This window comes from Limnohabitans sp., from assembly GCF_044373035.1.
In the GTDB taxonomy this organism is placed as follows: Bacteria; Pseudomonadota; Gammaproteobacteria; order Burkholderiales; family Burkholderiaceae_C; genus Limnohabitans_A.
This window is the reverse complement of the sequence record NZ_JBILQU010000093.1, coordinates 1-11,116: the sequence shown is the minus strand read 5'-3', so window position 1 is coordinate 11,116 and position 11,116 is coordinate 1. Positions and strand designations below refer to the sequence as shown.

The 11,116-nt window shown below is 60.0% G+C and carries 10 protein-coding genes; 5 read left to right on the top strand and 5 right to left on the bottom strand.

Translation table 11 applies throughout. The features are described from left to right. Positions 1-350: 350 nt before the first annotated feature. The 3 genes from ACIQ47_RS12465 to ACIQ47_RS12455 form a co-directional block, all read right to left on the bottom strand. Complete coding sequence (locus tag ACIQ47_RS12465) at positions 351-1,340, bottom strand: glucokinase (protein ID WP_396438416.1); 990 nt, start codon at positions 1,338-1,340, stop codon at positions 351-353. Positions 1,341-1,416: 76 nt separating this feature from the next. Continuing rightward, positions 1,417-2,916: a sensor histidine kinase gene (locus ACIQ47_RS12460; protein WP_396438415.1), complete on the bottom strand. Its 1,500-nt coding sequence runs from the start codon at positions 2,914-2,916 to the stop codon at positions 1,417-1,419. Between the two features lie 11 nt (positions 2,917-2,927). After that, on the bottom strand, positions 2,928-3,596 hold the full coding sequence (locus tag ACIQ47_RS12455) for a response regulator transcription factor (RefSeq protein WP_396438414.1): 669 nt from the start codon (positions 3,594-3,596) through the stop codon (positions 2,928-2,930). A gap of 182 nt (positions 3,597-3,778) precedes the next feature. Here ACIQ47_RS12455 and ACIQ47_RS12450 point away from each other — a divergent pair, with 182 nt between their 5' ends. From ACIQ47_RS12450 to ACIQ47_RS12430, 5 genes are all read left to right on the top strand, one after another. After that, positions 3,779-5,032, top strand: coding sequence for an ABC transporter substrate-binding protein (locus ACIQ47_RS12450; protein ID WP_396438413.1), 1,254 nt, complete (start codon positions 3,779-3,781; stop codon positions 5,030-5,032). Between the two features lie 39 nt (positions 5,033-5,071). Continuing rightward, positions 5,072-6,247 (top strand): carbohydrate porin, encoded by a 1,176-nt coding sequence (locus ACIQ47_RS12445; protein WP_396438412.1) that lies wholly within the window; start codon positions 5,072-5,074, stop codon positions 6,245-6,247. A 105-nt stretch (positions 6,248-6,352) separates the two neighbouring features. Continuing rightward, entirely contained in the window at positions 6,353-7,228 is an 876-nt protein-coding gene (locus ACIQ47_RS12440; protein ID WP_396438411.1) for a carbohydrate ABC transporter permease, read from the top strand. Then, positions 7,225-8,079, top strand: a complete 855-nt coding sequence (locus ACIQ47_RS12435; RefSeq protein WP_396438410.1) for a carbohydrate ABC transporter permease — start codon at positions 7,225-7,227, stop codon at positions 8,077-8,079. The genes ACIQ47_RS12440 and ACIQ47_RS12435 overlap by 4 nt, the downstream gene beginning before the upstream one ends. Before the next feature lie 3 nt (positions 8,080-8,082). Continuing rightward, entirely contained in the window at positions 8,083-9,150 is a 1,068-nt protein-coding gene (locus ACIQ47_RS12430; protein ID WP_396438409.1) for an ABC transporter ATP-binding protein, read from the top strand. A gap of 3 nt (positions 9,151-9,153) precedes the next feature. Here the strand turns inward: ACIQ47_RS12430 and ACIQ47_RS12425 are convergent, their stop codons facing one another. Next, complete coding sequence (locus ACIQ47_RS12425; RefSeq protein WP_396438408.1) at positions 9,154-9,402, bottom strand: hypothetical protein; 249 nt, start codon at positions 9,400-9,402, stop codon at positions 9,154-9,156. A gap of 245 nt (positions 9,403-9,647) precedes the next feature. Continuing rightward, positions 9,648-10,889, bottom strand: a complete 1,242-nt coding sequence (locus ACIQ47_RS12420; protein ID WP_396438407.1) for an MFS transporter — start codon at positions 10,887-10,889, stop codon at positions 9,648-9,650. Positions 10,890-11,116: the final 227 nt, after the last annotated feature.

Genomic DNA, 11,116 nt, shown 5'->3' with positions numbered 1-11,116 from the left:
GCCGGGCTTGGGCTCAGGGTGCCTCAGACCCTGAGGCGATGTGGGCGGGCACCATCGGCCTTCTGCCCTGGGCGTCAGGGCTGGCGCTGGCCTTGGCTTTGCTGAGTGTGTGGCGACACCTTCGGCGCGTGCCCTGAGGTGCGGTCGCAAGTTCAGAACTTATGGATCCGGTACGATGAAGTTTGAATGGACCGTGTTGGTGTCGAGCATACGGCTATTGTTGTCTTTGTAGGAGCCCACCCCTGTGGGCGATGGCTTGCAGGGCGTGTTGCACGCCCATCGCCAACAGGGGTGGGCTCCTACCCAAGAAAGCCATCCTTTGACTGTTGTTCAGACTTCAAGTGGCCGAATCAATAGGGCCTAGCCGTTTGCACATCCAAAGCCATGGCGCAGCCAATCAGGGCCGGTTGTTCGGCCCGGATCACATAGGTCGGGATGCGTTGCATGTAGCTTGCAAAGCGGCCTTTGGCCTCGAACGCGGCTCTAAAACCCGAGCGCGCAAAGTAGTCGCCCAAGCGGCCAATCACGCCGCCGCCGATGTAGATGCCCCCGCGTGCACCGAGGGTCAGGGCCAGGTTGGCGGCGGCGTTGCCCAGCATGCTGCACATACAGGCCAGCGCTTCTTCGCAGGCCACATCGCTGGCGGCCAAGCCGCGTTCGCTCACCTGCGCAGCCACTAGGGCTTCGGGCTCGGTACCGTTCAGTTGGCAAATGGCGCGGTACAAATTCTCCAGACCCATACCCGAGATGACCCGCTCGGCCGAGACGTGGGGGTAGGTCTGCCACAGCACGCGCAAGATGTCGGCTTCGCGCTCGCTGGTGGGCGACAGGCTCACATGCCCGCCTTCGCCCGCAATGGGCACCCAGTCGCCCTGACGTGAGCGCACCAACGACGACACGCCGAGGCCAGTGCCGGGGCCGATCAGGCCTTTGGGGGCGTTGGATACGGGCTCGCCCGGGCCGATTTGCTCCAGATCACGGCCATTCAAAGCGGGAGCCGCCATGGCCATAGCCTCCCAATCGTTGAGCATGAGCAAGCCGTCCAGGCCCAGCGACTGGCGCGTGGCTTCGATGGAAAACTGCCAATGGTTGTTGGTCATTTTCAGCAGATCGCCGTCGATCGGGTTGGCGATCGCAATGCAGGCTTGGCGCACAGCCGTCTGGCCCACTTGCTGCAGGTAGGCGCTGGCGGCGGCCGCCAGATCGGGGAACTGCCCGGTGGGCAAGGTCACTTCGTGTGTGATGGGCGAGCCATTGCCCATCACCAGGGCAAAGCGGGCATTGGTGCCGCCGATGTCGCCGAGGAGGTGAGGGGCTGGGTCAGAGTGGATAGGGTTCATGGTGGCGGCGGTTTGTAGGCAAGCAAGCGTATCAGCCTGAACGCTTGTTTTGAACGTGCCCGGTTACTAACGTGTTTCAATTTCCGGGGTAGGCAGTGGGCACCATGGGCAAACTCACGCGCACGCGCAGGCCTTGGGGTTTGGCATCGCTCAGTAACACATGGCCGTCGTGGCGCTCCACGATTTCTTTGACGATGGCCAAGCCCAGTCCGCAGCCGTTGCCTGCATCGGTGGCTCGCACAAAACGCTCGAACACGATGGCTTGGTCGCGCTTGTGAATGCCGGGGCCGTTGTCGATGACCTCTAGCCATGCCATGGGCTGGCTCGGGTGTTGGTGGGCCTGCGGGGCAGGCTTGACCCGCACCGTGACCTGGCGTGCAGGTCCTGCGTATTGCAAGGCGTTGTCGATCAGGTTGGTCAGTGCTTCGCGCATGAGCAATTCATTGGCATTGACCCACACCGGCTGGTGGTGTTGGTCGTCCATGCCCAGATCGATCTGGGCTTTCAAGGCGCGTGGCACCCATTCGGCCGTCAGTGTTTGGGCCATGCGGTGCAGGTCAAAACGCTGTCTGTCGTGGGCCATGACCGATTCAGGCTCGGCCCGTGCCAGCGTCAAAAGCTGGTTGACCAGGTGGGCGCTGCGGGTGGCGCTGTCGTGCACGCGCTGCAAACGGGCGTGTAACTCGGGGTCGTTGGTCGATTGCAGGGCGATTTCGGTCTGGCTTTTAAGACCTGCCAAGGGGGTGCGCAATTGGTGGGCCGCATCGCCAATGAAGCGCTTTTGGGTGGCCACGGTGTTTTGCACGGCGGCCAGCAAGGTGTTGATGGCGGTGGCCAAAGACCACAGCTCACGCGGTGCAGAGGCCAGTTGCAAAGGGGCCAGATCGGTGGGGGCGCGGCCTTCAACCTGTTGGCGCAAACGGGCCAGCGGCGACAAGCCGGCCCGGATGCCCAGCCACACGATCAGTGTCATCAACAGCACCAGGCTAGACATGGGCAGCAGCATGTCCACGAGGATGCGTTGCGCCAATTCTTCGCGGTTGGCGCTGCTGCGTGCTACCTGCACCAGCATGGTTTGCGGCGTGTTCAAGTCTTCGCCAAAATTCAAATACAAAGCGGCAACACGCAAGGTTTGCCCTGCTGCCAACGGCGGTTTGGGTGGGCTGTTCAAAGGGAAAGTGCCATCGTAAAAAACAGGCGTGTTCAGCGGGTGATCGGGCGCGCTGGCCATGTGCAGGGGCGGCAAGGGCAGGGCCTGGTTGCCCAAAATGAATTGCCCCGGTGGCGAGCTGACCATGTACAGCAAGCGGTCGTTCGGGTCAGCTTCAAGCACATCTTGCGCAGCTTTGGGAAAGTCGATCAGCAAACCGTTGCCAATGGGTTTGAGTTGCCGGGCCAGTGAGCGACTGGCTTGCAACAAGCTGGCATCGATGGCTTGGTTGGCATAACCCGCCGCAAAACGGTAAGTGGCCACCCCCCCCGCCATCCACAACACCAACTGCGGCAACAAGACCCACAGCAGCAATTGCCGCGCCAATGAGACGCCGGCTTGACCTGTGGGTGACGAGCTGGGCATGGGCGTTTGGCTCAGGCAGCGGCTTCGAGCAAATAGCCCAGCCCCCGCACCGTGCGGATGTTCAAGCTGGCACCTTCGAGCTTGCGGCGCAAGCGGTGGATGTACACCTCGATGGAGTTGCCGCCGCCAGTTTCGCCGCTGTCGTCAGACCAAGCTTGGTGAATTTGCTCTTTGGTCACCACCTTGTCGCGCTGCAGCACCAACAACTCCAGCAGCGTCCATTCGCGCCCGCTCAGCTCCAGTGGGGTGCCCGCCAGCAAGGCGCGGCGGCTGACTTTGTCCAGCGTCAGACCCCCTGCCAATGTGGGGGTGCTGGCCGGTTGTGTGCGGCGCAACAAGGCGTGCAAGCGGGCCAACAGTTCGGGAAAGTCAAAGGGCTTGGTCACGTAATCATCGGCCCCGGCTTGCAGCCCGGCGACCCGGTCGGCCAATGCGTCGCGCGCGGTCAGCAAGACCACGGGCAAAGAGGGCTGGTGTTGCCGCACCTGCTGCAACACCGCCAGGCCATCGAGCATGGGCAGGCCAATGTCGAGCACGGCAATGTCGAACGGCTGTTTGTGCAGCAAATAGTCGGCCACCGCGCCGTTGGGCGCGTGTTCCACCTCAAACCCGGCCCTGCCCAGTTGGGTTTGCAGGGCATCGGCCAGCATGGCGTCGTCTTCAGCAAGCAGGAGTTTCATGCCCGCAAGCTTAATGGATCGGCCCCGCATTCCCCCCAATCTGAATGGATTTTGCATGAGGGTTTAACCTAATGTTAATTTATTAATGAAATATTAACATTCATTGCGTCGGGGTTCACACGGACTTATTTCCACCCCGAACATCCACTCAGGCCCACAGTGGCTACAACCGGGAGACGTTCATGAAAACTCGCAAATTGTTCCAGCGTTCGATTTTGGCCACCGCTGCGGTGCTGGCCCTTGCCGCTCATGCTGGTGAAATTGAGGTCTTGCATTTTTGGACCAGCGGCGGCGAAGCCAAATCGGCGGCCGCACTGAAGGCCACACTGCAAGGCAAAGGCCACACCTGGAAAGATTTCGCCGTGGCCGGTGGTGGTGGTGACAACGCCATGACCGTGCTCAAGTCGCGCGTGGTCTCGGGCAATGCCCCAGCAGCAGCTCAGATCAAAGGCCCGGCTTTGCAAGAGTGGGCGGCTGAAGGCGTGTTGGCCAACATCGACGACGTCGCCAAAGCCGAAAAGTGGGACAGCCTGCTGCCACCCGTGGTGGCCAACGTCATGAAATACAAGGGCAACTACATCGCCGCCCCCGTGAACGTGCACCGCGTGAACTGGCTGTGGACCAGCAACGCGGCGTTCAAAAAGGCCGGTGCCAAAGTGCCCACCAACTGGGACGAGTTTTTTGTGGCGGCTGAAGCCTTGAAGAAAGCCGGCATCATTCCCGTGGCCCATGGCGGCCAAAACTGGCAAGACTTCACCACGTTTGAAAGCGTGGCCCTAGGCGTTGGCGGTGCAGACTTCTACAAAAAAGCCTTGGTGCAACTGGACCAAGCCACCTTGACCGGTGCCACCATGACCAAAGTGCTCGACACCTTCAAAAAGGTCAAGACCTACACCGACAAAAATGCCCCGGGCCGCGACTGGAACCTGGCCACCGCCATGGTCATCAAGGGCGAAGCCGGTATGCAGTTGATGGGTGACTGGGCCAAAGGCGAATTTGTCGCCGCTGGCAAAAAGCCAGGCACCGATTTCACATGCGCAGCCGCCCCCGGCACAGCCAAGTCCTTCACCTTCAACGTGGACTCGTTTGCCATGTTCAAGTTGAAAAACGACGCCAACACCCAGGCCCAAAAAGACCTGGCCTCGGCCATCATGTCGACGGATTTTCAGGAAGTGTTCAACCTGAACAAAGGCTCCATTCCTGTGCGTTTGAACATGAATCTTGCCAAGTTTGACGACTGCGCCAAGCTCAGCGCCAACGACTTCGTGGCCACCGCCAAAAGCGGCGGTCTGGTGCCCTCGGTGGCACACGGCATGGCCATTGGCTCGGCCACATCCGGCGCGATTCAGGACGCCGTCAGCCAGTTCTGGAACGACGACAAGATGAGCAGCAAAGACGCTCAAACCAAGATCGCTTCGGCCGCCAAGGTCAAGTAATTCCCCCCCCTAAAAAAACGTCACACAGAGAGAAACCCCATGAAAAAAATCATCTTGAGCGCCATTGCCATGGCGTGCATTGCACAAGTCCAAGCTGCCGACGGCTTTGAGTTCTCGGGCTATTCGCGCGGCGGCGCTGTCTTGAGCTACGACAAAGACAACAACGTCAAAGGTGGCCTGAGCCTGGGCGGTGACTTGCAAAAATACCGTTTGGGCAACGAGGGCGACTACGGCATCGAAATTGACCTGATCAAAAACTTTGTTGTCAACGGCATCAAATACAAAGTGCACTACATGCCCTCCAAATGGAAGGACGGCGAGTTGAGCACCAACCAAGCCTTTGTGGAAATGTCGGGTTTGTCCTTTGCGCCGGAAGCCAAATTTTGGGCAGGCCAGCGTCGCTTGCGTATCCAGGATGTTCACATCGTGGACAAGTTTTTGATGGACTATGGAGACACCCAAGGTGCTGGCGTGACCGGCGTTAATTTGGGGGCCGTCAAGTTGGGTGTGGGTGTTTTCACGGGCGATACCTTTGACAAACAAATGGTCAAGGGCACATCGGCCAAAAAACTGAACGTCGATGTGTCCGACATCCAAGTGAACGAAGGCGGAAAACTGCGTGTCTTGCTCACACAAGTCTCGGCAGCGGGCTTGGCGGGCGGCAACTCCGGCAGTGCGTTGGCGGTGTCGCACACCCAATCGAACTTGGGCATGGCGGGAATGACCAATACGCTGTTCCTGCAAACATCAAAGGGTCACGCTGAAGTTGGCGGAAAATTTCAGGACCTCGGTGGTGTCGGCAAAAAAGTCACACGCATTGCAGACACCATCAACTGGCAGTCCGGTCCCTTGGGTGGTCAGGCGGTGGTCGGCATGCAAACCAATCAGGATGAAGGCTCGTCTGTCAAACGCACCGACAGCAGCTTGGGCGGCCGCATTTCATATGCGCTGAATCAAAACTTCAAGTTGTTGGCAGAGGCCGGTGTGACCAGCAGCACCTTCAGCGACAACAGCCCCAAACAAACTTTGAACAAGATCACGATTGCCCCCACCTTGGCCGTGGGGGGTGATTTCTGGTCTCGCCCCGAGTTGCGTTTTTATGTGACCCGTGCCAGTTGGAACAAAGCGGCGGCAAAGGCCAACAGTGCCACGTTCGGGATGAACGGCAAGACCTCGCAAACGCTGGCCGGCGTTCAATACGAAATCTGGTGGTAATTCAAACCCCGGATCGGGTGCTCTGAACGGTTGAGCACTGTGTCACGCGGAAGCGGCGTTCGCCTGCTTCCGCGTTGTTGAATTGGATTGACGAAGAGTCGCCGCATGAAGCCCCTTCAAAAAACTGAGCCCTGGTTACCCAAAATGGTTGTTTTGCCGCCGTTCGGCATCAGTTTGCTGTTCATCTACGGCCTGATGGCCTGGAACGGCTACCTGTCCGTTTCTGCCTCACGCTTGTTGCCCAACTACGAATTTGTGGGCCTGCAGCACTACGCCGCCCTGCTGGACAGCGACCGCTTTCAGGTGGCCATGACCAACATGGCCGTGTTTGGCACCTTGTTCATTGGCGGTGCCATGGCGCTGGGTGTCTTGTTGGCCATCTTGCTCGACCAAAAAGTGCGCGGCGAAGGCGTCTTGCGCACCATTTATCTCTATCCCATGGCGATCTCGTTCATCGTGACCGGCACCGCCTGGAAGTGGATGCTCAACCCGGGCTTGGGGCTGGAACACCTGATGCACAGCTGGGGGTTCAAGACTTTCAGTTTCGACTGGCTGGTTCAGCAAGACATGGCGATTTATTGCGTGGTGATTGCGGGCGTGTGGCAAAGCGCAGGCTTTGTCATGGCGCTGTTTTTGGCGGCGCTGCGTGGCATTGACGACTCGATCATCAAGGCCGCTCAAGTCGATGGCGCGAGCTTGCCCACCATTTACTGGCGCATCATTTTGCCCAGCTTGGGCCCGGTTTTTTTCAGCACCTTTTTGGTGGTCTCGCACCTGGCCGTCAAGAGCTTTGACTTGGTGATGGCGCTGACTGCCGGTGGCCCTGGCTACGCGACCGATTTGCCCGCCACCTTCATGTACGCCACAGCCTTCACACGCGGGCAGATTGGCGTGGGCGCGGCCAGTGCCACCGTGATGCTGGCCACCGTGGCGGCGATTGTGGTGCCTTACCTTTATTCTGAATTGCGGAGCAAACGATGAACCGCCTGAATTTTCATCGCCTGATCCTGTGGTCCATGCTGCTGCTGTTTGCGGCCTGGTTTTTGGTGCCGCTGTATGTGATGCTGACCACCTCGCTCAAAGACGCCGAGCAACTGCGCTCAGGCAATTTGCTCAGCCTGCCCACCGCGCCCACGCTGGACGCCTGGTTCAAAGCCTGGGGTAGCGCTTGCACCGGGGTGCAGTGCGAAGGCCTCAAGCCCTTTTTCTGGAACTCGGTCATGATGGTCGTGCCCGCAGTGTTGTTGTCCACCCTGATCGGTTCGCTCAACGGCTATGTGCTGAGCAAATGGAAATTCCGTGGCAGCGAGACCCTCTTTGCTTTCATGCTGTTTGGTGTGTTCATGCCCATGCAGGTGGTGCTGCTGCCCATGAGCCAGGTGCTGGGTTGGCTGGGCGTGGCCAGTTCGGTGTGGGGCCTCATGCTGGTGCACGTTGTGGCGGGCATTCCGTCCACTACGCTGTTCTTTCGCAATTACTACATCGGCTTGCCAGACGAGTTGATCAAAGCGGCTCAGCTCGACGGCGCAGGTTTCTGGATGATCTTTCGCCGCATCGTGTTGCCACTGTCGCTGCCGATTTTGGTGGTCACAGTGATCTGGCAGTTCACCAACATCTGGAACGACTTTTTGTACGGCGTGGTGTTCTCGGGTGCCGACAGCAAGCCGATCACCGTGGGCCTGAACAACCTGGCCAACACTTCGAGCGCCGTCAAGGAATACAACGTGGACATGGCCGCCGCACTGATCGCGGCATTGCCCACCTTGTTTGTTTACGTGGTGGCAGGTAAATATTTTGTGCGCGGCCTGACGGCTGGCGCTGTGAAAGGGTAAATCATGGGCGCACTTGCCATTCGCAACATCCACAAGACCTACAACGACACGGTCCACATCTTGAAGGGCATCGATCTGGAGATCGACGCCGGTGAATTTTTGATTTTGGTGGGGCCGTCTGGCTGCGGGAAATCGACCTTGTTGTCTATGATCGCGGGCCTGGACCACCCCAGCATCGGCAGCATCCACATCGGCGAGCGCGAGGTGACCAACCTGCCCAGCAAGGACCGCGACATCGCCATGGTGTTCCAGAGCTACGCGCTCTACCCCAACATGACCGTGGCGCAAAACATCGCCTTTGGTCTGGAGATCCGCAAGGTGCCCAAGGCCGAGCGCAAAGCGGCGGTGGACCGCGTGTCGGCCATGCTGCAAATTGGCCACTTGCTCGACCGCAAGCCCGGTCAGCTTTCGGGCGGCCAGCGGCAGCGCGTGGCCATGGGCCGCGCCTTGGCGCGTGACCCCAAGCTGTTTTTGTTTGACGAGCCGCTGTCCAACCTGGACGCCAAGTTGCGCGTGGAAATGCGCGCCGAAATCAAGTTGCTGCACCAGCGCACAAAAACCACCACCGTTTATGTGACGCACGACCAGGTCGAAGCCATGACCTTGGGCGACCGCATCGCGGTGATGAAAGACGGCCTGGTTCAACAGTTCGGCACGCCTGCCCAAATTTACAACCGCCCGGCCAATCGTTTTGTGGCCGAGTTCATTGGCTCACCGGCCATGAACATGGTGGATGCCCAGCGTACCGGTGAAGCGTTGACCGCCCAAAGCGTGCAGCTGGCCATCACCGACGCGCAGCGTGCCGCAGTGCAAGCGCACGGCTGTGCTGAACTCGTCTATGGCCTGCGCCCTGAAAGCATCAGTTTTGCCGCCCAAGGCCTGCCCGGCAAGCTCAGCATGATCGAGCCCACCGGCCCCGAAACCTACGCCACCGTGGACACGGCGGCAGGCAAACTCACCGCCCGCGTTCCGGGTGTTTTGCAAGCATCAGTGGGCGATATGGTGCACCTGCAGTGGTTGGCCGAGCAGTCGCATTTGTTTGACCGCAACAACGGCGTTCGGGTGGGTTGAGGTTTATTTCTTCGGGTCGTAAATGACCCCACCCACCCCAACCCCGCCGCCCACACTGACGGGGCCTGGGGTGTTGGCCCCCACTCCAGCGCGACCGGTAACTTGCCCCGAGCTGTTCACGCCCACGCCCGCCCCGACAGGGCCCGATTGCGCGTTCACGCCTGCGGTGACGCCACCGGTGCCCACATTCACGCCAAACGACACCCCCGGCAAGATGGGCACGTTCACGTTGATGCCCGCGCCTGTGTGCAAGCCGTTGCAGCCCGCAAGGACTGCCGCCAGCGCCAGAGCGGCCAGGCGTTGAAAGGAGCGTTGGGGTTTGCGTTCGGGGCTGTGTTTTGAGCTGTGTTTGGGGCCGTTGGCAGGCTACAAAGAGAGCGGGTTCAAGGTGTTCAAGGGTTGCATTGAAGCATTTTTTTGCGCCTCAAATGCAAGCAAATGTGAACGGACTCAGACAGCCCCTTTTTGGATGCTTTCAGCCATGCGCTCTGATCGGCTCAGCGCGGGGTGCTGCGTCGTTCAGCCTGCCGCACCCGCCAAAACAGCCACCCGGTGATGCACAGGTTGAGAAAATTCCAGGCGATGCCATTCAAAAAGGCCGCGTGGTAACTGCCCGTCATGTCAAAGACCCAGCCCGACATCCAGCCGCCCAGCGCCATGCCCAACAAGGTGGCCATGATCACCGAACCCACGCGGGCCCCCGCTTCTTTGGGGTCGAAGTGCTCGCGCACGATGATCGCGTAGGCGGGCACGATGCCACCCTGGAACAGCCCGAACATGGCCGAGACGATGTACAGCGGCACCATGCCATCAAAAGGCAAGAACATCAGCAGCGCCACGCCTTGCAAAAACGAACCGAGCAACAAGGTGCGGATGCCGCCAATGCGGTCGCTGATCACGCCAAACACGAGTCGACTGACGATGCCGCTGGCCAGCATGAGCGAGAGCATCTCGGCCCCGCGCGCCGCGCCAAAACCCAGGTCAGAGCAATAGGCCACGATGTGCACCTGCGGCATGGACATGGCCACGCAACACGCCACCCCAGCGACAAACAGCAGGCTTTGGGCGTGAGCGGGTTTCAGTCCAAAGGGGCGGCTGCGGTCCACGGACACGGTGCTGGCGTTGGCCGGCGTCAGTGTCACTAGCGGTGGGCGCTGGCGCATCAACATGGCCAGCAAAAACATGCCCACGCCACAAAAAATGCCCAGCATGATGTAGGTCTGCCGCCAGCCCACAGTCTCCACGCCGTGTTGAACAATCGGCGGCCAAATGGTGCCCGCGATGTAATTGCCACTGGCGCAAATGGCCACCGCAATGCCGCGGCGTCGGTTCCACCACAAAGCGGTGTCGGCCATGAGGGGGGCAAAGGTCGATGAACTGCCAATCAGGCCCATCAAGCCGTGCGCCAGACCAAATGCCCAGATGCTGCCTGACATCCCGGCCCAGATGAAGCCACCACACACGGCCAAAGCGCCTACCCAGAGCACCGGCGTCAGGCCATGGCGGTCGGCCAAGCGGCCGGTGATCAGGCCACCCAGGCCCAAGCAAATCATCATCAAGGTGTAGGGAAGCGAGGCGTCTGCGCGGCCCACACCAAACTCGGTCTGCACCGCAGGCAGCACCACCGACACGATGTACATGCTGCTGTTGCCCAGCACCACCAGCCCCAGCGTGGCCAGCAAGCGCCAGGCAGCCTGGCGGGAATCGATCAGGGACGGGTCGGCGGGGAGGGATTTCATCGGTTCAATTTAGCCGATGACTGAGGATGGACTTGTCTTGTGGGTTACTGGTGCTGCATAAAAAAAGGCCAGCAATGGCTGGCCCTTCAATGGTTTGCGCCCGATCAACTCAGCAGCGCATTCACCCGCTTCACATAAGCCGCTGGGTCCGCTGGCAAGCCGCCTTCGGCCAGCAGGGCCTGGTCAAACAGGATGTGGGCCAGGTCGTGGAAGTGGACCGAGCCGTC

Bases quoted from the DNA above. Each gene is read 5' to 3' on its own strand.
- ACIQ47_RS12465 (WP_396438416.1), bottom strand. From the start codon at position 1,340: ATGAACCCTATCCACTCTGACCCAGCCCCTCACCTCCTCGGCGACATC.
- ACIQ47_RS12460 (WP_396438415.1), bottom strand. From the start codon at position 2,916: ATGCCCAGCTCGTCACCCACAGGTCAAGCCGGCGTCTCATTGGCGCGG.
- ACIQ47_RS12455 (WP_396438414.1), bottom strand. From the start codon at position 3,596: ATGAAACTCCTGCTTGCTGAAGACGACGCCATGCTGGCCGATGCCCTG.
- ACIQ47_RS12450 (WP_396438413.1), top strand. From the start codon at position 3,779: ATGAAAACTCGCAAATTGTTCCAGCGTTCGATTTTGGCCACCGCTGCG.
- ACIQ47_RS12445 (WP_396438412.1), top strand. From the start codon at position 5,072: ATGAAAAAAATCATCTTGAGCGCCATTGCCATGGCGTGCATTGCACAA.
- ACIQ47_RS12440 (WP_396438411.1), top strand. From the start codon at position 6,353: ATGAAGCCCCTTCAAAAAACTGAGCCCTGGTTACCCAAAATGGTTGTT.
- ACIQ47_RS12435 (WP_396438410.1), top strand. From the start codon at position 7,225: ATGAACCGCCTGAATTTTCATCGCCTGATCCTGTGGTCCATGCTGCTG.
- ACIQ47_RS12430 (WP_396438409.1), top strand. From the start codon at position 8,083: ATGGGCGCACTTGCCATTCGCAACATCCACAAGACCTACAACGACACG.
- ACIQ47_RS12420 (WP_396438407.1), bottom strand. From the start codon at position 10,889: ATGAAATCCCTCCCCGCCGACCCGTCCCTGATCGATTCCCGCCAGGCT.